22 protein-coding genes and 1 other annotated feature are annotated in these 21,673 nt (G+C 43.4%); of the genes, 7 read left to right on the top strand and 15 right to left on the bottom strand.

The window, feature by feature from the left end; translation table 11 throughout:
* Positions 1-11 precede the first annotated feature (11 nt).
* A complete protein-coding gene (gene mgtE, locus LCM20_RS03065) occupies positions 12-1,376 on the bottom strand; it encodes a magnesium transporter (protein WP_225193953.1) in 1,365 nt (454 codons plus the stop codon).
* A 212-nt stretch (positions 1,377-1,588) separates the two neighbouring features.
* On the opposite strand from mgtE, the gene prpE reads away from it, so the two are divergent.
* Positions 1,589-2,323, top strand: a complete 735-nt coding sequence (gene prpE / locus LCM20_RS03070) for a bis(5'-nucleosyl)-tetraphosphatase PrpE (protein WP_225193954.1) — start codon at positions 1,589-1,591, stop codon at positions 2,321-2,323.
* 41 nt (positions 2,324-2,364) lie between these two features.
* Here prpE and LCM20_RS03075 read toward each other — a convergent pair whose 3' ends face one another.
* The 3 genes from LCM20_RS03075 to LCM20_RS03085 are packed head-to-tail and all read right to left on the bottom strand — an operon-like array spanning position 2,365 to position 4,707.
* The gene (locus tag LCM20_RS03075; protein WP_225193955.1) at positions 2,365-3,252 is read right to left on the bottom strand and encodes an RluA family pseudouridine synthase; all 888 of its coding nucleotides are present in this window, start codon (positions 3,250-3,252) and stop codon (positions 2,365-2,367) included.
* Positions 3,249-4,163 carry an NAD kinase gene (locus tag LCM20_RS03080; protein ID WP_225193956.1) on the bottom strand — a complete coding sequence of 305 codons (915 nt, stop codon included), beginning with the start codon at positions 4,161-4,163 and terminating at the stop codon, positions 3,249-3,251. Before LCM20_RS03080 ends, LCM20_RS03075 begins: the two co-directional genes overlap by 4 nt.
* Positions 4,072-4,707 carry a GTP pyrophosphokinase family protein gene (locus LCM20_RS03085; protein ID WP_225193957.1) on the bottom strand — a complete coding sequence of 212 codons (636 nt, stop codon included), beginning with the start codon at positions 4,705-4,707 and terminating at the stop codon, positions 4,072-4,074. The genes LCM20_RS03080 and LCM20_RS03085 overlap by 92 nt, the downstream gene beginning before the upstream one ends.
* A gap of 118 nt (positions 4,708-4,825) precedes the next feature.
* Between LCM20_RS03085 and LCM20_RS03090 the strand changes: the two genes are divergently transcribed.
* The 4 genes from LCM20_RS03090 (at position 4,826) to LCM20_RS03105 (ending at position 7,012) form a co-directional block, all read left to right on the top strand.
* Entirely contained in the window at positions 4,826-5,407 is a 582-nt protein-coding gene (locus LCM20_RS03090; protein ID WP_225193958.1) for a CYTH domain-containing protein, read from the top strand.
* Positions 5,408-5,465: 58 nt separating this feature from the next.
* Positions 5,466-5,867 (top strand): globin, encoded by a 402-nt coding sequence (locus tag LCM20_RS03095; protein ID WP_225193959.1) that lies wholly within the window; start codon positions 5,466-5,468, stop codon positions 5,865-5,867.
* Entirely contained in the window at positions 5,864-6,754 is an 891-nt protein-coding gene (locus tag LCM20_RS03100) for a ClpXP adapter SpxH family protein (protein ID WP_318247292.1), read from the top strand. The genes LCM20_RS03095 and LCM20_RS03100 overlap by 4 nt, the downstream gene beginning before the upstream one ends.
* Before the next feature lie 78 nt (positions 6,755-6,832).
* Entirely contained in the window at positions 6,833-7,012 is a 180-nt protein-coding gene (locus LCM20_RS03105) for a hypothetical protein (RefSeq protein ID WP_225193960.1), read from the top strand.
* A 31-nt stretch (positions 7,013-7,043) separates the two neighbouring features.
* Here the strand turns inward: LCM20_RS03105 and pepF are convergent, their stop codons facing one another.
* From pepF to mecA, 3 genes are all read right to left on the bottom strand, one after another.
* Positions 7,044-8,849 (bottom strand): oligoendopeptidase F, encoded by a 1,806-nt coding sequence (gene pepF / locus LCM20_RS03110; protein WP_225193961.1) that lies wholly within the window; start codon positions 8,847-8,849, stop codon positions 7,044-7,046.
* Positions 8,850-8,918: 69 nt separating this feature from the next.
* Complete coding sequence (locus LCM20_RS03115) at positions 8,919-10,046, bottom strand: competence protein CoiA (protein ID WP_225193962.1); 1,128 nt, start codon at positions 10,044-10,046, stop codon at positions 8,919-8,921.
* Positions 10,047-10,138: 92 nt separating this feature from the next.
* Positions 10,139-10,843, bottom strand: a complete 705-nt coding sequence (mecA, locus tag LCM20_RS03120) for an adaptor protein MecA (protein WP_225193963.1) — start codon at positions 10,841-10,843, stop codon at positions 10,139-10,141.
* A 295-nt stretch (positions 10,844-11,138) separates the two neighbouring features.
* Here mecA and LCM20_RS03125 point away from each other — a divergent pair, with 295 nt between their 5' ends.
* Complete coding sequence (locus tag LCM20_RS03125; RefSeq protein WP_225193964.1) at positions 11,139-11,798, top strand: TerC family protein; 660 nt, start codon at positions 11,139-11,141, stop codon at positions 11,796-11,798.
* A gap of 48 nt (positions 11,799-11,846) precedes the next feature.
* On the opposite strand, the gene spxA is transcribed toward LCM20_RS03125, so the two are convergent.
* From spxA to LCM20_RS03165, 8 genes are all read right to left on the bottom strand, one after another.
* Entirely contained in the window at positions 11,847-12,242 is a 396-nt protein-coding gene (spxA, locus tag LCM20_RS03130; protein WP_181471480.1) for a transcriptional regulator SpxA, read from the bottom strand.
* A 242-nt stretch (positions 12,243-12,484) separates the two neighbouring features.
* Entirely contained in the window at positions 12,485-13,078 is a 594-nt protein-coding gene (locus tag LCM20_RS03135) for a GNAT family N-acetyltransferase (protein WP_225193965.1), read from the bottom strand.
* Positions 13,079-13,222: 144 nt separating this feature from the next.
* Positions 13,223-14,443 carry a putative glycoside hydrolase gene (locus LCM20_RS03140; protein ID WP_225193966.1) on the bottom strand — a complete coding sequence of 407 codons (1,221 nt, stop codon included), beginning with the start codon at positions 14,441-14,443 and terminating at the stop codon, positions 13,223-13,225.
* Positions 14,444-14,619: 176 nt separating this feature from the next.
* Complete coding sequence (locus tag LCM20_RS03145) at positions 14,620-15,561, bottom strand: ABC transporter ATP-binding protein (protein WP_225193967.1); 942 nt, start codon at positions 15,559-15,561, stop codon at positions 14,620-14,622.
* Complete coding sequence (locus LCM20_RS03150; RefSeq protein ID WP_225193968.1) at positions 15,558-16,622, bottom strand: ABC transporter ATP-binding protein; 1,065 nt, start codon at positions 16,620-16,622, stop codon at positions 15,558-15,560. The genes LCM20_RS03145 and LCM20_RS03150 overlap by 4 nt, the downstream gene beginning before the upstream one ends.
* A gap of 15 nt (positions 16,623-16,637) precedes the next feature.
* Positions 16,638-17,768, bottom strand: coding sequence for an oligopeptide ABC transporter permease (gene opp3C / locus LCM20_RS03155; RefSeq protein WP_225193969.1), 1,131 nt, complete (start codon positions 17,766-17,768; stop codon positions 16,638-16,640).
* Positions 17,769-17,773: 5 nt separating this feature from the next.
* Positions 17,774-18,700 (bottom strand): oligopeptide ABC transporter permease, encoded by a 927-nt coding sequence (gene opp3b, locus LCM20_RS03160; protein WP_225193970.1) that lies wholly within the window; start codon positions 18,698-18,700, stop codon positions 17,774-17,776.
* 171 nt (positions 18,701-18,871) lie between these two features.
* Entirely contained in the window at positions 18,872-20,587 is a 1,716-nt protein-coding gene (locus LCM20_RS03165; protein WP_225193971.1) for a peptide ABC transporter substrate-binding protein, read from the bottom strand.
* A gap of 413 nt (positions 20,588-21,000) precedes the next feature.
* Between LCM20_RS03165 and LCM20_RS03170 the strand changes: the two genes are divergently transcribed.
* Positions 21,001-21,363 carry a DUF3899 domain-containing protein gene (locus tag LCM20_RS03170; protein ID WP_225193972.1) on the top strand — a complete coding sequence of 121 codons (363 nt, stop codon included), beginning with the start codon at positions 21,001-21,003 and terminating at the stop codon, positions 21,361-21,363.
* A 48-nt stretch (positions 21,364-21,411) separates the two neighbouring features.
* Positions 21,412-21,615 (top strand) — a binding site (T-box leader).
* Positions 21,616-21,673 lie beyond the last annotated feature (58 nt).

Below are 21,673 nucleotides of genomic sequence, written 5' to 3' on the forward strand. Positions count from 1 at the left end.
CCCTCCTTCCATTAAATGAGTAAGTTCATAAATGCAGTCGCCATTCCGAAATAAATAAGAATGGAGATGATGTCATTGATTGTCGTGATGAAGGGACCGGATGCGACCGCTGGGTCAATATTAAAGCGGTGCATGATCAAAGGTACGAGTGAGCCAGCTAATGTGGCAACAATCAAGGTTAATAAAATCGACAGACCGACCAGCATACCTAGAAACAGATTGCCCTGCCAGAAATAAACAATAAGCGTAATGATCACACCACAGGAAACACCCGTGATGAGACCTGTTCCAGCTTCGCGGACCATCATCTTAGCTTTCCCCTGTTTATCAATTTCACCTGTTGCAATTCCACGAACGGCAACAGCTAATGCTTGAGTTCCTGTATTACCAGCCATCCCTGCAATTAAGGGAATAAATACAGCAAGGATCGGATAGACACTCAAGGTAGATTCGAAGCGTCCTATTAAGCTTGCCGTTAAACTTCCTAGAAACAGCAGTATAACAAGCCACGGGAGCCTTTTCTTTGCAGAATCAAAGGCATTCTCATCCGGACTGTCTACGTTCGATACAGCGGCAAGCTTCGAATAGTCTTCGTTCGCCTCTTCGTCCATAACATCCATAATATCATCGACCGTGATGATTCCAAGCAGATGGTTCTGGAAGTCGACTACAGGAAGTGCGAGGAAATCATAGTCTCGAACCATACGAGCTACCTCTTCCTGATCTTCTCCAACAGAGACGGAAACGACCCGTTCATTCATGACATCAGAGATTAACCATTCCTCTTCTGAGACGATAAGGTCGCGTAATGAAATAACCCCGGCCAACTTTTTATCTTCATCGATTACATAGGTGTAGTAAATGGTCTCGGCATCAGGTGCTTCTCTTCTTAAATGCACCATTGCCTCACGAATCGTCATCGTTGCATTTACGACGACAAATTCGGTTGTCATGATGGAACCGGCCGTTTTCTCTTCATAATGAAGCAGATCTTTAATTTCCTGTGCGGCCTCATTTTCCATCATAGTAAGGAAGCTGGCGACTTTTTCTTTCTCCAGCTCATTCAATATATCTACCGCATCATCTGTAGACATATCGGCAAAGACTTGTGCGGCAAATCTTGGATCCATTTCAGTGAAGAAGGGTTCGATTTCCTCATAATCTATGTGTTCCATAACATCCGCAATTTCTTCCGGGGATAAATAGGTGTAGATCTGCATTCTTACATCTACCTCTAAATCCGAGAAAATCTTAGCTTGATCATAAGGATGGAGCTCTAGGAATTCAGCACGGAACTGATCGATATGATCGTAATCCAATGCATGCTTCACATTACTCCAAACCTCTTGGCGCTCCTGGTCATCTAAATGTTCCATCCGCACTCCTCCTTTGACCTAAGTATCGTTTTTGACCGTTTAATCTTAATCGCGAACGCAAGGTTTGTCAACGAATGTAGAATCATTTTCACAAAACTATTTCAATCTATGACAGAGTGGCGACAATTACGCTACACTAATGCTTGAGAATAAAGCCGTACAGTAGTGGAAAAATGGAAGTAGTATTGTTTTTTCAGATAGGAGAGGATCAAATGAAAATAGACATTATAGGGGATGTTCACGGTTGTGTTGATGAACTGTATCAACTCTTTGAGCAACTCGGATATGAATGGAGAGACGGAACCCCTGTCCATCCTGGTGGGCGTCTGCCTGCTTTTGTCGGGGATATTACAGACCGTGGGCCAAAATCTGTTGAAGCCATTCAATTTGTACATCGCCTTGTTATTCAAGAGAAAGCAGGATTCTACGTTCCAGGGAACCATTGCGATAAGCTCTATCGCTTCTTTAAAGGAAATCCGGTTCAGGAAACGCACGGTCTTGAAACGACGACAGCCGAATACCGAAGTCTTTCTCCGACTGAGCAGGAAACGGTCAAACAGCAGTTCATTGAGCTGATCGAGTTGTCCCCCCTCTATCACATCATCCCTGAAGCAAATGCCGTCATTGCACATGCTGGAATTAAGGAAGAGGATTTTGGTAAGCGAAACAAGCGGGTTAAGACCTTTGTGCTTTACGGAGATATAACAGGCGAAAAGCTTCCAGACGGCCGTCCTGTAAGGCGCGACTGGGCCCAGCACTATAACGGGGACAAATGGATTATATACGGTCATACCCCGACAAAAGAGCCCCGCTTCGTCAACAAGACCGTGAACATCGATACAGGCTGCGTTTTCGGTGGTTCGCTGACTGCTTTCAGGCTACCAGAAGAATGTACCGTTTCAGTCCCTTCCTCTATGCCCTATATAGAAGAGAAATTCAGATATTGATTAAAAGGAGCGTGTGAACGGATTCCCCGTTTCGCGCTCCTTTAATTTAGGATTTCCCTCCATTTAACGGGAGGAGGTGATTCTAGTTCAATCCACTCCTTGGTCCATGGATGTCGGAATGTAAGATGTCTACAATGCAGCGCCTGTCCTTTAAAGCCTTCGACCTCGGACGCCCCATAAAGTGTATCACCTGCAAGCGGGTGTCCAATCGATGACATATGGACACGAATCTGATGTGTCCGCCCCGTCAGCAATTCGAACCTTACCCGACTAAAGCTTCCCATCTCTTCGGTCACAGTGTATCTCGTAATCGAAGGCTTTCCTTCGCCTGTCACCGTTCTTCGGATGATCGAACCCTCAAGCCTTCCGATAGGCCGGTCGATCTCTCCGCTTGTTTTATCTAATTGGCCTTCAACGAGCGCCTCATAGTACCTAGAGATTAATTTCTCTTTTTTCGTGAGCAGCATGTGGCTGTATGCGTGTTTGGCAATGACCATCAAGCCGGATGTATATTTATCAAGCCTCGTGACAATATGGACGGTCACCCCTAGCCCCTTCTCGTCATAATAGGCGAGAAGACGATTCGCAATCGAAGGCTCGCTTTTATCAATGGATGGAATGACCGCAATCCCGGACGGTTTGTTCAAAACAATCAAGTCCTCATCCTCAAAAACGATTTCAAGCGGGCCGGGCTCTACTCTCATGCTTGCTCCTCGATCTTCTTCCGGAAAGAGGATGACAAGCTCATCTCCTTCTTCCATGTTCCGCCACAGCTCCGTTGGTTTTCCGTTCAGTAATGCGACCCCTTCTTTGCGGATCTTCTTTAATAACTGCCTCGAGAACTGACCACGTTGAAGTAAAAAATGACGGATTGACTGCCCATCACATACAGCAGGAATCCGCCAGCTTTTTTCTACTGAAGCATTCATCCGGAATGTTCATCCGAAACAAAGGAATCATGGACGCGCTTCCAGAACGGGAACGGTCGGAAGCGTGCAAATCGCACACGTTCATCCGCTACACGGCATTGAATGGATTCAACATCCTTGTATGTCCGCGAGAGGTGATCGATGGTAAACAGGAAGCTGCGGTCATTTAACGGCTTGAAAACACTCGTATGGTGGCTTGGCAGAATAAGGGGAGAACCGATCGTCCTGAACACCCGGTTATTAATGGAAGCCATCTCGGTGACTTGAATGGCCTCTAAGGAAGGGTGAAGAATGGCACCGCCCAGCGCCTTATTGTAAGCTGTACTGCCCGACGGGGTCGAAACACAAAGCCCGTCACCACGGAACGTTTCAAAGTGATCTCCTTTGATTTCAATATCAAGGACGACAGAACCTTCCGACGTTTTGATCGTGCACTCGTTCAGGGCAAGGTACCGATCCTCTTCTTCGCTATTCTTCGGTTTAATGATGACCTCAAGGAGCGGGTACTCGACGACTTGGAAAGGGGTCCTCGCGATTTCAATGATCAGCTTCTCCAGTTCCTCCGGCATCCAATCGGCATAGAAGCCGAGGTGTCCCGTATGTACACCGATGAAAGCCGTCTTGTCCAAGCGGTGGATGTACGTATGAAACGCTTCAAGGAGTGTTCCATCCCCACCTACGGAAATAGCTAAGTCCGGTTCTTCCTCACTGTATTCCAAGTCGAACTCTGTTAAATATTCTTTAATTCTTGACCGGATTTCATTCGACTTCTGATCTCCTTTAGATAAAATGGAGAATTTCATGACGGTGTTCACTCCTCTACTTTTTCGAGTCTTTTTTCTGCTCTTCTTTGCGCAGGAACGCTTTTTGAGCTTCCTGAATCTCACTTTTGATCTTTGACATTTCTTCATCCAGCTGAAAGGCCGCTTCTCCTGCTCTCTTCAACCTTGCTTTGATCTCTGTAGGTATTTTACCCGCATATTTATAATTTAAAGAGTGTTCATTCGTAGCCCAGAAATTCATAGCCAGCGTACGGATTTGAATTTCTGCAAGAAGGATCTTCTCCCCGTGTATCGTCTCGACAGGATAGTTGATGATGACATGATAGGAGCGGTAACCACTGTCTTTCTTCCATGAAACGTAGTCCTTTTCCTCCACGATGTCGAAGTCGTGCCTGTTTCTCATCATATCCACAACAGCGTAAATATCATCTACAAACTGACAGACGACCCGGATTCCTGCAATGTCCTGCAGTTCCTTTTCTATGCTTTCAGGGTTAATCCCTTTGCGTCTTGCTTTTTCGATTATACTGGTCTTCGGTTTTACACGACCTGTTACAAATTCTATAGGAGATTGGTCTGACTCATATTCAAACTGACGGCGCATGCCTCTTAATTTTACTTTAAGTTCATCTACAGCCTGAGCATAAGGTGCTAAAAAAATATCCCAATTCATATTGCCGCCCACCTTTATGTATTGAACTCATAATAGTTTATATGTGCGTTTTCTTCTGGATTCATTGTATCATAAAGTTAACGACTGACAGAAATGATAGAAGGAGGCACACGTCAAAATGGCACAAGAAATCGAAATTGAATTTAAAAACCTACTCACCGAAGAGGAATATCATAAACTTTATCATTTTTTACCATTCAAATCAGTTGAACTCATCGATCAAACCAATTATTATTTTGAAACGGATGACATGTCCTTAAAGCAACAAGGAGCGGCACTTAGAATCAGAAAAAAGAGCAATCAATGGACGCTGACCTTGAAGCAGCCTCATCCAGAGGGTTTACTGGAAACGCATGATGCTCTAACCGATCAGGAAGCGAACTTATGGATTCAAAATCGGATGGTGGAAAAACCCGAAACGACGAAACAGCTCACTGACCTCGGCGTGAATACTTCAGACCTTGTCTATTTAGGTTCACTCACGACGAGAAGAAAAGAGTTGGAGTACAAAGGCGCGACCATCGTTCTCGATCACAGCCTCTATTACGACCAGGAGGACTACGAACTAGAAGTCGAAGCTTCTTCCAAAGACCAGGGGCTATCAGTCATTCAGGAAATTATGACAGCATGCGATATTCCTGAACGTAAAACAGATAATAAAATCAAACGCTTCTACCAGGCTAAGCTCCAATCAGAATAGTTGTAGTTCACGAAACCCATTGCTACAATGGATAATTAGAAAGACAGGAAGGGATACTATGCAACATCGACCAGGCTCCATTTACGAAGCCATTGGTAAAGATAAAATCGATCAACTTGTGGAAGCCTTCTACAAAAGAGTACAAAACCATCCGGATCTTATCCCTATATTTCCGGATGACTTTACAGAAACCATTCGTAAACAAAAACAATTTCTGACCCAGTTCTTCGGAGGTCCTCCTCTCTATGTAGAAGAGCACGGACACCCCATGCTGCGTGCAAGACACTTACCTTTTGAAATTACGCCGACAAGACGCGATGCCTGGCTTTCTTGTATGTCAGGAGCGATGTCGGAAGTCGAAATAGAAGAACCGCATCGAACGTTCATGTTCGAGCGTCTAACCATGACCGCCAATCATATGATGAATACACCTGAGGATGAGAAAGGAGAATCGATGTGAGTTGGAAAAGCCTTAGCAGCGAAAAAGAGAAAGAGACACAAGGCACAGCGAGCGGTTTTTTTAATTTACTGAAACGACCTATAGAGATTTACGTGTTCATCGATCCTCTATGTCCGGAATGCTGGTCACTTGAGCCTTTCTTAAAAAAACTCACCATCGAATATGGACGCTTCTTCACCATTCGTCCCATCATAAGCGGCAAACTTTCCGCCTTACAACAAAATCAACTGAATAAGCCGGAAAAGCTGAAAAAAGTATGGGATAAAACCGCTTCGCAGACTGGAATGTGCTGTGACGGCGATGTCTGGATTGAAAATCCGGTCTCTTCACCACTCGCGACCTCTCTGGCCGTGAAAGCGGCAGAGCTTCAAGGGAAGAAAGCAGGTATGCGATTCCTTCGCAAGGTGCAGGAGTACGTTTTCCTTGAGAAGCAGAACATTTCCGATGAAGAAGTATTGATGGAATGTGCCAGCAAGAGCCGCTTAGATGTTCATGAATTCGAGCGTGACCTTTACTCTGACGCAGCTCGAAAGGCGCTACAGAACGACTTGAAACTAACTCAGGAAATGGAAGTCGAATCCACACCGACCATCGTGCTCTTTAATGAGTCCGAAGAAGATGCCGGTCTTAAAATAACCGGGCTTTACTCTTACGACGTTTACGTTAAAGTCATGAAAGAAATGCTCCAGAAGGATCCGAAGCCTGCGATTAAACCGGATCTCAAGACATTTCTCCAGCACTATCGCTTCGTTGCGAATAAGGAAATCGCCGTCGTGTACGATTGGACCGAACAAGAAGCGAAAAGAGAAATGAAGAAGCTCGTTCTGCAGCAGCAAGCGAGAGAAGTACCCGTCAAACACGGAACCTTCTGGGAATACACCAACTGAAAGTCCCTTATGCAAGGGGCTTTTTCTGTATTAAAAAAAGCTTCCTCATCATATTTTGAATCGAGGAGGTTTTTTTTTATGAAATTGATCAACGTGCTGACAGGCGTCGCACTTGTGCTTATCATTTGTTTATTTCATTTATTTGCTCTTATGGATCTCTTCCCCTTATATGTTACCTCGCCACTCTTATTCATTTCGATTTATTACGTTATCGCTTCCTTGTTTTATAAGAAAACATTCAAAGGCTTCACTAAATAGCCCGTGCCTGGTTCGGCACGGGCTGATTTGATTACTTCAAGAGTTGTTCGAACTCATTCAATTTTTCCTCGAATACATCAAGGGCTGCAAGAATCGGCTGCTTGGACGTCATGTCTACACCCGCCTGCTTCAGTACTTCGATCGGATAGTCACTGCTTCCGGCCTTCAGGAAGCTCTTGTAGCGCTCAACAGCAGGTTCTCCCTCCGATAGAATCTGATCGGCGAGTGTAGTAGCTGCAGCATATCCTGTCGCATACTGATACACATAGTACCCCATATAGAAGTGAGGGATACGCGCCCACTCGAGCCCGATCTTCTCATCTACTTTGATGTTGTCGCCAAAGTACTTCTTATTGAGGTCATAATAAATCTCTGTCAGCTTCTCAGCTGTAAGCGCCTCGCCCTCCTGCGCCTGAATATGAATCTGATGCTCAAACTCCGCAAACATCGTCTGACGGAAGACCGTTCCACGGAATCCCTCTAAGAAATTGTTCAATAGATACATCTTCTCTTTTTCACTATTGGTCTGCTTGAGCATATGATCGTTCAGCAACGCTTCATTACATGTAGAAGCAACCTCCGCCACAAATATCGAATAGTTCCCATAACGGTATGGCTGATTCTCATGCGTGTAATAGCTGTGGAGAGAATGGCCTAGTTCATGGGCCAGTGTGAATAGATTATTCACATTGTCCTGCCAGTTCATCAGGATATAAGGGTTCGTCCCGTAGTGACCAGACGAATAAGCCCCACTTCTTTTTCCTTTGTTCTCTTCTACGTCAATCCAGCGGTCTTCAAAGCCTTTATTGACGATTCCTACATATTCCTCTCCAAGCGGCTCAAGTCCCTTCAGAACAAGGTCTTTCGCCTCCTCGTAAGGAACTTCCATCTCTGCGTCTTTCACAAGAGGCGTATAAAGGTCGTACATATGCACTTCATCCAGCCCCAGCACTTCTTTTCTAAGCTCTGCGTATCGATGTAAAAGGGGCAGACGCTCATTCACCGCTTCGATTAAATTGTCGTAAACGGATTCCGGAATATTATTATTATCCAACTTAGCCTGTCGTGCACGGTCATAGTTGCGCACCTGTGCATTGAAGTTGTTTTTCTTTACATGACCGCTCAGCGTTGATGCAAAGGTGTTTTTGAAGGAACCGAATGTATCATACATCGCGTCAAACGCATTCTTCCTTACATCACGATCATCTGATTTCAAGAAACCGACATATCGGCCGTGGGTTAGATCTACTTCTTCTCCATCTTCATTTTTGATAGAAGGAAACGTCAAATCAGCATTGTTTAGTGCGCCGAACGTTTGGGAAGGATTTGAACCGATTTCCGAGAACCCAGCAAGCAGCTTCTCTTCCTTTTCACTCAACACATGCGCCCGTTGCCTCGTTATTTCATCAAGGGTGTGCTTATAGTGCTGCAACGGTTCATAGGTATTCAAGAATTCCTGCACTTTTCCTTCTGGCAGTGACAGAATCTCAGGAACGATAAAGCTCATTCCGGAAGCGATTTTCGTTAATACACTTTCCGCTTTCGCATTCATCTCCTGGTAATAAGCATTCGTCGTATCTTGGTCTTTTCTCATGTGTGCATACGTGTAGAGCAAGCCAATCTTGTTGGATATCTCGTCCTGCCGAACAAAAAGGTTATACAATTGCTCAGCCGATTCTCCGACCTTTCCTTGATAAGCTTCTATATCAGGAAGCATGCCCTTCGCTTCCTCCAGTGCTTTATACCATTCCTCATCCGTTTTAAAGATCGCTTCTAAGTCCCATGTCTTTTCTACGGGTACTTCTTCCCGCTTCGGTAATTCCTTTGATGTTGCCATAAACATCCTCCTTTTGATCATTCGTCACCCTAAACAATTCTCGATTTAAGTGAGAATCCCTTCTCTTACTTAAATTCTATGTAAATTCTTCAGGGTTTGAATTAATTTCTTATCTCCTCGTAAAGCATCTTCAACAGTCTTATAAAACGTAACATCCTTCGTCTTAATCCACTCATCTCCCGATTGCTTCACATAACCCAACTCCTCAAGCATACATAAGTACTCCAGAGATAAATCGGGATGATGCCCGTTTACTGTTCTTTGACCTTCGAGAGGGCTCGGCTGTACATGTCCCCCTACGGGAACATATAGAAAGTATTTCATTAAAAATCTCGTCTGCCAAATAAAAGGTTTCGTCTTTAATGTAATTTGTCCCGAAAGAGGAAGGTATGCAATGGAGGGGATCAGACTGAAGTGTAGATTGTTCAGATACAAGTACTGCCTGAACTGCGCTTCTTCAGAGCCGACCCACTGCTGGTAGCGTGTTCTAAGACTATACAGTAGTTTTTCCCAGAAGGGGTTTTCGACATACCGGAATGGTGTGTTCTTTTTACTGAAAAGTTGGGGTAATGAGAAATGGTCGAGGGGTTTTGTTGCGACAGTCGACAACCACTTTTGATCGGTGACACTGCGTAAGTCGTGAGCGATATGAAGGTTTCTGTTGTGGACGTTCAAAAAATAAAGAAGATATTGACCGTGGAAATAGTAAAGGAAGGATTTCAAGAAAGAATTTACAGCAAGGGTATTCCCTTTTCTCTTCAGGTGGTTCGATCCAATCACCCAAAAGGGCGTAATCCCTTTTTGCTGATAAGTTAATGTTCTTTTGACAATGTCTCGTTCAGAAATCCTGGCGCATTGAAATTCAATGGCGATCTTCCTGTGTTGGACTTCTAGAAAGACATCCGGTCTCTGATTTACGATAGGAATAAAATGCTCAAGCTCTGCTTGATAACCTTGGCTTCTTAACCAATTATACAAGTACCACTTTCCCTTTTCGTGCTGCTCCGATTCCATCCCTGCACATAAGCTGTTTGATGCATGAGCGAAATGGGGCGTCACCTTTGGTCCGAAACGAATATGGACTTTCTCTTCGCATATTGGACAGAAATACGCTGAAGTTCTGCACTGTTCCAATTCTTCCTTATTTTTCGAGAACAGCGCTTGTAATTCTCCGCTTTCATTTTGAGCATAAAACATCGCATCACCTCAAATAACTTACTTCGACACCTCCCCTTTATTTCCTTTTTTTGTTTAGAGAACAAAAAAAAGCACACAATTTGTGTGCTTTCTTATTCAGCGGGGAAATATGATTTCAGCTGAGATAGAGCTTGTTCGGAAAAGATGGCTTTTCCGTATTCATCCAGGCGGTAAATGGTGACGGGCGACTCGTGACCGTATTCCATAAACTGACTGAATAAATTCTCTTGATCATCATCACTCATATCTTCGTCGTTGAACTGAATATATAAATAGTAATTGTCTTCGAAGTGGAATAGACGCTGCTCTGATGAATCAAGATCTGTTACGTAATGGCTGAGTTGAATCACATCTTCAAAGTCATTGAATTTCATTGTGAAGCTCAACGGCTCCTGAGGTGTATCCTCATCTTCCTGATTACGATCCTGATCCTCGTCTTCCTTTGATTCGGAAGCATTGAATTTGTCCTCGAGTAAGGATTCGAGCTTTTCGTCTACAGGTACATCAATGGCATCTCCGTCATCGTTCGGTAGTTCAAGCTTTTGACCGTCTTGAGACACTTGTGCTTTCGTTACGATGACCTCTAAGCCTTTGTCCATTGCCTGAACCTGTATCCATAAAGGGCCGTCAGCCTGGAAATTTTCCTGATCGTTGACTTCATCCATCATTTCCCAGAACAACTGCTCACTTCTTTCACGATTGTACCAGATTTCTTCTCTATCAAAACCTCGTTGTTCTACATCGCTGTAAGAAACGTAAAATTTAACTGTATTCTCATTTATGCGTTCAATCTCCATATGTTTCTCTCCCTTCATAACAAGTTTTAAGGGGGAAGGGATTGCTCACCCTTTGTTGTGCTTTATTAACCTTACCCGTCAGGTTAATGCCTCAACCGTATGAATGTGTCACTCAGGGTTGACGTACTTCTATTGTATGATACTGAACCGTAAATGGAAAACAAATTGCTTTAAATCAGCATATAACCATTCTTGAATGAATACGAATAGAAGACACCCGTCATATAGGTATAGTTGAGTGTTCATTTTAGCTTAAATCAATCGGTTTGTCACTACATAGTGGGAGGATTTTTTTATGAATTGGGACATGCTAGAACCCATCTTAATCATTATCGGCATCGACATTATACTTGGCGGTGATAACGCCGTTGTCATCGCTCTCGCCAGCAGAAACCTCCCTGATCATCAAAGGAATAAGGCCATCCTCCTCGGGACCGGGCTCGCCATTGGTGCTCGTGTCTTACTGACGACGGTCGCTCTTTATCTTCTCCAAATTCCGTTCCTTCAATTAATCGGAGGTCTCTTTTTACTTCATATTGCCATGAAATTGTTGATGGATCAGGAAGAAGAGAAGGACATTCACGCTGGCACTCATTTGTGGTCTGCTGTTAAGACCATTGTGTTCGCAGATATTGTGATGGGGTTCGACAACGTACTGGCCATCGCAGGGGCTTCACACGACAATATTCTGTTAGTGGTGATGGGCTTATTAATTTCGGTACCGATCATTGTGTGGGGAAGTAAATTCATTTTAAAGCTGATGGACAAGTTCCCCTTCTTTATTTACTTCGGGGCTGGACTGCTCGCTTATACTTCATCCGAAATGATTATAGAGGACCAATCAATCATCGAATGGATTCACCCCTATCCCCTTCTTGAAACGTGGATTCCCGTTGCATTTGTCCTAGCAGTTGTCCTCTCAGGGTATGTGCGGAACAAATCGAAAACAGCATGATGATTTAAAAAAGCTGGAGCACATCAATGATGTGCCCCAGCTTCTTTATTAGTTAACTAAGCGTTGTGCTTCTTTCAATTGGAACGTACGAACGCTTCTTGGTAAGAAACGACGGATCTCATCTTCATTGTAACCTACTTGAAGACGCTTATCATCAATAATGATTGGACGTCGCAGCAAACCAGGGTTTTCTTGAATCAAATCAAATAAGTCTTTCATTGGAAGTTGATCAAAATCAACCTTCAACTTCTGGAACACCTTGGAACGAGTCGAAATAATCTCTTCTGTTCCATCCTCAGTCATACGAAGGATTTCCTTAATTTCATCTAACGTAAGTGGTTCGGAAAAAATATTTCGCTCTGTGTAAGAAATATTATGTTCTTCCAACCAAGCTTTTGCTTTTCGGCATGATGTACAACTTGGTGAGGTATAAAGTGTGACCATAAAGAAACTTCACTCCTCAAATAGATTATGGTAAAGCTTTTATCACTTCTTACTTTGTAATCAATATAATCTAACACTTCTAACTATAACATATTTGTCAAGTGTTTTCTACATTTTCTTATGGATTCTTATACAAAGTGATAATTATTGCATGTATATCACTTCTACCCGGCAAGCAGGTGGGGTAAACATGTTTTTACACATTTTTTGGAGATAATGAAGGTTTCTTGTTTGTACGGAGATCAGGAGTTTTTAGACTTATCCAGTTCATCCAGAATATCCTCTGAATCCCGGTCTTCATCGATGGTCAGTACTTCATCTACAGGCTGATAAGACTTTCCGTAAAATTCCTCATCCTTGTACGTATGAATTTCAGTGTACATCTGCTTCATTTTTTCATAAATTTCTTCTTCCGTATCATCCTCTGGCGACCAATAGAGAATCTCCATCGTATTCATCTCATTCGTCGCTAAAGACCTTCTTGAATAACCGATGGACTGAGCATGCTTGAAGCCTTCCCTCTGATAAAAGCGAAGACGCTTCTCAGAATCAGTGTCCTCATAATCAACAGGCTCGACTTCCAGAATGATCGGCTTCTGTTTTGCTTTCATCTTTTCAATAAGCTTGTGGCCAAGGCCTTGACCGCGCGCTTTAGTGGAAACGTATACATAATCGATAAAAAGAAAAGAGTCAAACTCCGCATACATCAATACATGGTATTCGCCTTCATCTTTATAATAAAGATCGCTCTTTTCTTTCAGAAGAGCTTCCATATGTTCTCTGGATTTCATTTCTTCTACAGGAAAATATTCATTTAACTTCTCAAACCAGTTCATTGATCTACTCCCTTTTCGTTTAGTACCTTTATTATACCTAAATATTCATTTGTTGTTAAATCAATCAACTGTACACCATTTCTTACCTTCCCCAAACTCTCTGGAAATAATCAAAGGCAGCTGAATTTTTCAGCTGCCTCCTTTTTAGTTCATAGGTGTATAATCCACGTTTGGAGTGTAGCTGTTGATCGCATTCCAAATGAGGTATTCATCGATTCCATTTTCATTAAGCGCTTTGATTTGTGCTTCGACTTCCGCTTTTCCATATTGCTTCGTTGGACCCGAATAAAGCCAAGGAGCCTCGAAGTCTTGAATCCATGGACGGGATGTCGGGCTGTTCTCAAGCTTAGCCAGCACTTCATTCTCTACCTTCGCATACTCACTCACAAGCTTATAAGGCTCTGTATCCGGCTTCGTTATTCCGAAATAAGGTCCCCAGTGGCTTGGATAAATCATGCTCGAAATGACATCTACGTTGCTCGAGATTTTCGAGAAGTTCTGACCGATGTTTGGAGCTTCCGGAATCGTTGCTGAGTATCCGAAGATATCGACAGAAACATCCACCCCGTAGGAGTCCAGCTCGTTTTTAGCATACTCGACAAAGTCTGTTACAGCTTTCACCCGTTTTTGTACGGGATCCATCTCTACATTAGCGTATTCGCCTTGACTATAGGATAGAATGTCATCACGACTTCCAAATCCTTCAGGGAAGCGGACATAGTCGAATTGAATCTCTTCAAATCCAGCTTCTGCTGCCATTTTGGCAATCTCAAGGTTATACTCCCATACTTCCTTCATAAATGGGTTCACAAAAGCTTCTCCACGTCCATTGACCCACACTTCTCCATTTTGAGTGTATGAAAGGTCAGGGCGTTTCTCAGCAAGTAGAGAATCTTTGAATACGACAACTCTGGCAATCGGATAAATCCCTTTCGCCTCAAGTTCCTCAAGCATTTTTCTAGGATCATCTATGTAGTTCATTCCAATGTCCTCGTAAGGAGATCCTTCTTCCGGTTGGAAGCTTAAGTTCCCGTGGTCTTCCTTCACGTCAATGACCATCGCATTTAAATCCGTCGTTTCGACCAGATTCGTCAGCTCTGCCATCTTCTGTCCACCAGCTGATGGACCTGTTACATAAATCCCCCGCACTGCGTCAGGATACGTGAAATCCAGTCCAGAATCGTAAACGAATCGTGCAGCTGGATCTGGCAGCTCCAACGCTTTCAGTGCTAATTGCTTAGATGCAAGGTGCAATCCTTTCTTTGACCCTTCCCCATCCTCTGCGCTGACCGTCATGACCGGTAAAACGCTGGTAAGCAGGAGAATGCCCATGATGACTTTAATCAAAAGTTGTTTTTTCCCCATAATTCAACCTTCTCCCATAAAAAAATTGTTTCTTCCATTATATATAAGGTTACAGGTAGATAACAGTATTGCAGAAGAAATTTTTGTGAAACAAAGGATTTTGTTACCAATGACCTAGATTCACAAAAGAGAAGGTCCTTGCTAACCATGCAGCAAGGACCTTCTTCAATGGACGGTTATTGTTCAACCGCACCGTGTTCTCTTTTATATTGTTCGAATTCTTTTGTCGTACAAAGCACGAAGTGTCCAGGACGGACTTCGCGGAATTCCGGCTCTTCACTTGTGTCGTGATTATTAGGATCGTATGAGAAACGCTCACGAGAACGCTCATAGTCAGGATCCGGTAACGGGATGGCTGACAACAGTGATTGAGTGTACGGGTGAATTGGGTGGTTATATAGGTCGTCAGCCGGCGCCAACTCAACCATTTTACCAAAGTACATAACCCCGATACGGTCACTGATATATTTTACCATCGACAAGTCGTGGGCGATGAATAAATACGTCAGCCCTTTTTCTTCCTGAAGTTTTTTCAACAGGTTAACAACCTGTGCCTGGATGGAAACATCCAAAGCGGATATCGGCTCATCGGCTATGACGAAGCTTGGATCTACAGCAAGCGCTCTGGCAATCCCGATACGCTGACGTTGTCCACCACTGAATTCGTGTGGATAACGGTTCGCATGCTCTTTATTCAAGCCTACCGTTTCAAGTAGCTCTTGAACTTTCGCTTTACGTTCCTTGTCATTTTTGGCAAGGCCGTGAATATCCATTCCTTCAGCAATGATATCTTCAACCTTCATACGCGGGTTAAGAGATGCATAAGGATCCTGGAAGATCATCTGCATTTCACGGTTAAACTTTTTGAGCTCTGAGCGGTCTTTTTTACCGTGAACATTCTCTCCATTGAAAATGACTTCACCATCTGTCGCATCGTACAGACGGATGATGGTACGTCCAGTTGTAGATTTACCACAACCGGACTCTCCTACAAGACCGAACGTTTCGCCTTTATAAATATCAAAGTTTAATCCGTCGACAGCCTTCACTACGCTGTGGCGTCCTGTTTGGAAGTGCTGCTTCAAGTTTTTGATTTCGACCAGTTTTTCTTGACTCATACCTGCTCACCTTCCGAACTGCTAGAAGAAGTATTCGTCGCCATACCTTTCATACGCGCTTTCACCATTTCTGGCGGCTCAACTTTCGGAGCATTCTCATGCAGAAGCCACGTTGCGGCATAGTGAGTGTCCGATACTTTGAACATTGGCGGCTCTTCTTCTAAATCGATTTTCATAGCATATTCATTACGCGCAGCGAACGCGTCTCCCTTTGGTGGATCAAGTAGATCCGGCGGGGAGCCTGGGATCGCATAGAGATCTGCGTCATCGCTGTCCAGGGAAGGCATTGAACCTAACAGCCCCCATGTGTAAGGGTGTTTCGGGTTGTAAAAAATGTCATCCACTGTACCGATCTCTACAATTTTTCCTGCGTACATAACAGCTACTCGGTCTGCAACGTTTGCGACAACACCAAGGTCGTGTGTAATGAAGATCGTCGCAGAATCTGTTTTCTTCTGAATGTCTTTCATCAATTCAAGAATCTGTGCCTGAATCGTTACGTCAAGTGCTGTTGTCGGCTCATCGGCAATCAATAGCTTCGGATTACACGCAAGCGCAATCGCAACGACAACACGCTGTCTCATCCCACCAGAGAACTGGTGTGGGTACTGCTTCATACGGTTTTCAGGATCAGGAATCCCTACAAGCTCTAACAATTCCACAACACGTTTACGCGCTTGGGATTTGTTCATTTTCTGGTGCTTGACGAGCCCTTCCATGATCTGGTTTCCGACTTTCATCGTCGGGTTAAGAGATGTCATCGGATCCTGGAAAATCATAGCCATTTCCTTACCACGGATCTTCTGCATCTGCTTTTCGTTCATTTTGGCAATATCGCGGCCTTCAAAAAGAATTTCTCCTTCTTTGATACGCCCCGGCGGCATAGGAATTAACTGCATCAACGCTTTCGTCGTTACAGACTTTCCTGAACCGGATTCACCAACAATAGCAAGGGTCTCCCCTCTATTTACGTTAAAGTTGACCCCACGTACAGCTTTTACTTCACCGCCGTAGGTGTCAAAGGATACATGCAAGTTTTTTACGTCTAGTAATTTTTCCATCTGTACACCTACCTCCTATTCACGCATCTTCGGATCGAATGCATCTCGAAGACCGTCGGCTAAAATGTTAAAGGCAATCATAACTAGTGAAATGATGATTGCAGGGAACAATAAAATGTGCGGATAAATCTGCAGCGACATAAATCCATCATCGATCAGTGTACCTAGTGATGCAATTGGAGTCGGCAGACCTAACCCAATAAAGCTCAAGAAGGCTTCAAAGAAGATCGCACTCGGAATGGTAAACATCGTGTTAATAATGATTAACCCAAGTACGTTCGGTACAAGGTGTTTACGTAAGACCCGATTATCCTGTGCTCCCAATGTTTTCGATGCAAGAACGAATTCTTGGTTTTTAAGTTTGAGTACTTGTCCACGTATAATCCTGGCCATACTGATCCAACCGGTTATCGTTAAGGCTATCGTAATCGATAATATTCCTGGTTCGAGTATCAGGATCATCAAAATAACGACAACCAAGTTCGGAATACCGACTAGAACTTCAATGATACGCTGCATAATGTTGTCGACACGGCCGCCGTAGTAGGCAGAGATTCCGCCATAAGCAACACCGATCACCATATCAATGGCAGCTGCAAGTAAAGCAATATAAAGGGAAATACGCGTTCCCATCCATGTTCTTGTCCATAAGTCACGACCAAGGCCGTCCGTACCAAACCAGAAGTTTTCTTCTAGATTTTTCGCACCATACACATCATATACGGCTTCTACTTCTGCTTCTTGCCCATTCCCACCTTCAGTAAGAACGGTAGTGGTAATAAATTCTTCCTGGTTATTAAAACGCATCAGCGCTTTTTCCTGGGCTTCCTCGACGGTAGCTGCAGTTTGGACGGAAGTAAGTGTTCCATCCATTCCAAGCCAGCCCAGCCCTTCTACTTTAGGTGGCATTTTTGCTCTTGATAAATCTTGTCCGAATTCGTCATATTCGTTCATATACGGACCAAATATGGCCATGAAACCGATGAATAGCAGGACGAATAGGCCAATCATCGCTCCTACGTTTTTACGGAGGCGGATAAACGAGTCCTGCCAGAAGGAAAGACTCGGCCTCGATATTTTCTCACTATCTTCTCCGGCCCGGTCAACGGGCACGAACAAATCTTTTGACGGATTATGCTTGTCCATAGCTACTACTCTCCTTCTGCCAGTCTAATTCTTGGATCAATGACACCGTATAGCAGGTCAATGACCAGTATGATGAATATGAAGAGGAAGGCGATTAGTAACGTAGTACCCATGATAATAGGGAAATCATTTGTGTTAATCGCTTTAACAAACTGTTCACCAATTCCCGGTACGGCGAAAATGTTTTCGATAACGAGCGTACCCGTCATCAATCCGATTGCAAGAGGTCCAAGGACTGTAATAAGCGGAATCAAAGCGTTACGCAGTCCGTGTTTGAACACAACTCCGAATTTGTTGACACCTTTTGCTTTTGCAGTCGTAATGTAATCAGACCCCATCACTTCAAGCATCTCTGTTCTCATAAAGCGGGCGGCAATTGCAATTGGGAAGATGGCCAACGCGACTGTTGGTAGTACCGTGTACTCCCAGCCTTCCCACAAGGCAACTGGGAACCAGCCTAACTTTACTCCAACGAAATACTGAAGCATCCCCGCAAATACGAAGGATGGAATCGACTTACCGATAACGGCAATGAATGTCGAACCGTAGTCTAAGAATCCATTGTGATAAATCGCTGAGACTAATCCTAACAGCATACCAAGAATGGTTCCGATCACCATGGCTTGGATACCTAGTGTCATTGATGGTCCGATTCTTTCCATAATGATGGTTGTCACTTCACGGTTGTCGAACTGGAAGGAAATCCCTAGATCTCCCTGCGTCAAGTTCACCATGTAATTGAAATACTGAACAGGTACTGGCTCGTCCAGTCCATACTTTTCCAACACTACCTGACGTTGTTCTTCTGACAATTTATCTGCAGCACTTAGGGGAGTACCTGGTAATAACTTCATCAAGAAGAACGTAAAGGTAGCAATCAAGAACATCGTTATAATCATATATACTAACCTTTGAATAATATAACGAGTCATTTCAACACCTCCTGAATTATTGCACAATACTTATATCTTAAAGAATAGACTGAATTTTGTCTAAACTTAGATAACTTTGTCCTCAGGGAAAAAGAGAGCATACGCCAACTTTTTGGACATATACTCTCTCCCTTATTAGCTAGCTCATATGAAATTAGAAAGGAATTCTAATTATTGTTTCTCAATATAAGCGTTCTTGTAGTTGTAATCAGGACCCATTGGGTTAACAATTACACCTTTAACATATGGCTTCCAAAGTTGTGCAGATGCACGTTGGAATAGTGGAGCAAGAACTGCGTCTTCTTGGATCAACAGTTTCTCAGCCTCTAGGAATAGTTCGAAGCGCTCAACTGGCTCTTGTGCAAGCTCGTTGTTAGCACGCTCGATCATAGAATCGTACTCTTCGCTAGAGTAACCAGTCTTGTTGTTTCCGCCATCTGTAACCCACATGTTAAGGAACGTGTTCGGGTCGATGTAGTCAGGACCCCAACCAGAGTTTTGAAGCTCATAGTCCATGTTTGTGTCACGGTCTAGACGCTCTTGGAACGGTACAGATTGAACATTTACAGTAAGACCTTCAAGTTGCTCAAGCTGGTCTTTGATGTAAGCATCCATCTTCTTAGACGTTTCAGTGTCTCCGCCTAGGTAGTTAAGTTCTGCTGTTTCAATTCCAAGCTCTTCTTTAGCCGTAGTCCAAAGCTCTTGAGCTTCTTCTACGTTCAATTCAACAAGGTCTCCGTTGATTTCACGGAAGTCTTCACCAGTCTCTGGGTGGAAGACAAAGTTAGCTGGAATGTCGCCAACTCCTGGCACAGATCCGTTATTTAAGATTACATCAGTCATGCTCTGACGGTCAATAACTCTTTGGATCGCTTTACGTGCATTTACGTTTCCAAGGATTTCGCTTCCTTCTTGGTTCATCTTGATGTAGAACAATACTGGCTCTTCTTCAATACGGAAATCTTCAGAAGAACGGTACTGGTCTACGAATTCTGCTGAAAGACCTGCACGGTCAACTTCATCAGTTTCATAAAGGTTTACACCAGTTGCTGTATCTTTAACAACTTTTACATTGATCTCTTCAAGTTGAACGTTCTCAGCATCCCAGTAATCTTCGTTTTTAGAAAGCGTCCAGCCTTCACCTTGGTTCCACTCTGTCATAACGAAAGGACCGTTAGAAAGTAGGGATTCAGCTTCAAGTGCATACTGATCGCCCTGCTCTTCTACAAACCCTTGGTGCAACGGTAGGAATGTACCGAAAGTAGTAAGGGACTCAAAGTATGGAACCGGCTTAGCAAGTTGTACTTCAAGTGTATAGTCATCCACTGCAGTTACACCCAGCTCTTCAACCGGTACGTCTCCAGCAGATACTTCAGTAGCGTTAGCAATAACGCCGTTCATCATATATGGACCGTACTCAGAACCCGTATCAGGGTTTACAGCACGCTGCCAAGCGTAAACGAAATCGTTAGCTGTTACAGGGTCACCGTTTGACCAAACAGCATCTTCACGAAGGTTGAATGTCCAAGTAAGGCCGTCTTCACTTACTGTGTGGTCCATTGCAATACCTGGTTGTGGTTCAGCGTTCTCTCCAAGACGATAAAGTCCGTCCATTGTAGAACCTAACCATTGGAACGCTACAGCGTCCGTTGCAAGAGATACATCCATAGTTGGAATCTCTGCACTTTCCATAATGTTAAGTACTTGTTCGCTATCTCCAGAAGTTTCTCCTTCTGTAGATTCGCCTTCAGATCCTTCTGCAGACTCTTCTGTTTCTGTTCCTTCTCCGCCTTCACCTTCTGTAGTGTCTCCACCGCCAGAACATGCAGCTAGGAACATGCTAAGTACTAGTGCGAGTACTAGCAATAACCAATTTGTCTTTTTCATGTTGAAAATGACCTCCCCTAAAAATTTCTGAAAATTTGGTGTGGTGTTTTGTCCACATATCGAATTATACAAGTTTTCTAACTATTTTGCATTACTTTTTTTAAACGAAAAATTGACGAAGCCCATTATTATTACGTTTCCGTGACACAAAACGTGACTTTTTACCTAGTTTATTTTACAATGTTGTTGTCCATTTTTAACTAAATATAAGCTGCTTTGCATAAAAAATGAAGCTGTTTTTTCAATAATTCTTATTTATCGCGGTTATACGTTAAAGCGATTGAATAAATCATACATTATTCTTTCTAAGCTGAATTTTCTGTTATTAATATCGTTTACAATTCCTACAAGTTGAAAGGCATGGTATAATAGATGTTAGATTTTTTGGAAAGGATGTGGATCACTTGAGTATAATGAGAAACAAATGGACGATCCTCTTGATCAATGTATTGATCGTCACATTACTCTTCACAGTCATCGCACCTGTTTATGACTTGTTCCATTATATCAATTCCCTGTTTTATATTGCTTACTTCTATCTATTTGTAGGGGTTCTATTGTGGGTGGTTCGCGGAGGGTTCTTCGACGCCATCACTTATAGCTTCCGCCGATTTACGAACCGTGTTTCTAAACAGAAGGATTATATGGATGACTGGAAGACGAAACCCCTTCCTTCTCAAACCATTGAGTCCCGATGGATGCGTTTCTTCATGTTCAACGGTGGAATGTTAATGCTCGGTTTACTCGGTTTACTCGCTCTTTATTATAATGTATAGGAAGTTGCGTTTCTGGACCGATTTCGGTATAATTTCAAAATACGAATAATAAAGGCGGAGATGAAGAGGAAGTACTTTTATCGATTTTTCTTACCAGAGAGGCTGTGGTTGGTGTGAACAGCTAAGAACGATAAGGGGAAATGGGACTTCTGAGCTTCTTTATATAAAGACGTAGATCGGCGTTAACGATATTGAGCTGACTTTCGTAATTGAAAGTAATTAGGGTGGCACCGCGAATCATTCGTCCCTTCCATTTTGGAGGAGGCGGATGATTTTTTTGTCTGCAAATTTAGAACCGGGCACTGCGACT

The sequence above is a fragment of the Halobacillus litoralis genome (assembly GCF_020171725.1).
GTDB classification, from domain to species: Bacteria; Bacillota; Bacilli; order Bacillales; family Halobacillaceae; genus Halobacillus; species Halobacillus litoralis_F.

Excerpts from the sequence above, each read along its gene's own strand:
- pepF (WP_225193961.1), bottom strand. The coding sequence starts at position 8,849 with ATGGCAACATCAAAGGAATTACCGAAGCGGGAAGAAGTACCCGTAGAA.
- LCM20_RS03170 (WP_225193972.1), top strand. The coding sequence starts at position 21,001 with ATGAGAAACAAATGGACGATCCTCTTGATCAATGTATTGATCGTCACA.
- mgtE (WP_225193953.1), bottom strand. The coding sequence starts at position 1,376 with ATGGAACATTTAGATGACCAGGAGCGCCAAGAGGTTTGGAGTAATGTG.
- spxA (WP_181471480.1), bottom strand. The coding sequence starts at position 12,242 with ATGGTCACACTTTATACCTCACCAAGTTGTACATCATGCCGAAAAGCA.
- LCM20_RS03105 (WP_225193960.1), top strand. The coding sequence starts at position 6,833 with ATGAAATTGATCAACGTGCTGACAGGCGTCGCACTTGTGCTTATCATT.
- LCM20_RS03145 (WP_225193967.1), bottom strand. The coding sequence starts at position 15,561 with ATGAGTCAAGAAAAACTGGTCGAAATCAAAAACTTGAAGCAGCACTTC.
- LCM20_RS03165 (WP_225193971.1), bottom strand. The coding sequence starts at position 20,587 with ATGAAAAAGACAAATTGGTTATTGCTAGTACTCGCACTAGTACTTAGC.
- LCM20_RS03140 (WP_225193966.1), bottom strand. The coding sequence starts at position 14,443 with ATGGGGAAAAAACAACTTTTGATTAAAGTCATCATGGGCATTCTCCTG.
- LCM20_RS03095 (WP_225193959.1), top strand. The coding sequence starts at position 5,466 with ATGCAACATCGACCAGGCTCCATTTACGAAGCCATTGGTAAAGATAAA.
- LCM20_RS03090 (WP_225193958.1), top strand. The coding sequence starts at position 4,826 with ATGGCACAAGAAATCGAAATTGAATTTAAAAACCTACTCACCGAAGAG.
- LCM20_RS03085 (WP_225193957.1), bottom strand. The coding sequence starts at position 4,707 with ATGAATTGGGATATTTTTTTAGCACCTTATGCTCAGGCTGTAGATGAA.
- LCM20_RS03125 (WP_225193964.1), top strand. The coding sequence starts at position 11,139 with ATGAATTGGGACATGCTAGAACCCATCTTAATCATTATCGGCATCGAC.
- opp3C (WP_225193969.1), bottom strand. The coding sequence starts at position 17,768 with ATGGACAAGCATAATCCGTCAAAAGATTTGTTCGTGCCCGTTGACCGG.
- LCM20_RS03135 (WP_225193965.1), bottom strand. The coding sequence starts at position 13,078 with ATGAACTGGTTTGAGAAGTTAAATGAATATTTTCCTGTAGAAGAAATG.
- LCM20_RS03080 (WP_225193956.1), bottom strand. The coding sequence starts at position 4,163 with ATGAAGAAATGTCAAAGATCAAAAGTGAGATTCAGGAAGCTCAAAAAG.
- prpE (WP_225193954.1), top strand. The coding sequence starts at position 1,589 with ATGAAAATAGACATTATAGGGGATGTTCACGGTTGTGTTGATGAACTG.
- LCM20_RS03150 (WP_225193968.1), bottom strand. The coding sequence starts at position 16,622 with ATGGAAAAATTACTAGACGTAAAAAACTTGCATGTATCCTTTGACACC.
- LCM20_RS03075 (WP_225193955.1), bottom strand. The coding sequence starts at position 3,252 with ATGAATGCTTCAGTAGAAAAAAGCTGGCGGATTCCTGCTGTATGTGAT.
- mecA (WP_225193963.1), bottom strand. The coding sequence starts at position 10,843 with ATGGAGATTGAACGCATAAATGAGAATACAGTTAAATTTTACGTTTCT.
- opp3b (WP_225193970.1), bottom strand. The coding sequence starts at position 18,700 with ATGACTCGTTATATTATTCAAAGGTTAGTATATATGATTATAACGATG.
- LCM20_RS03115 (WP_225193962.1), bottom strand. The coding sequence starts at position 10,046 with ATGTTTTATGCTCAAAATGAAAGCGGAGAATTACAAGCGCTGTTCTCG.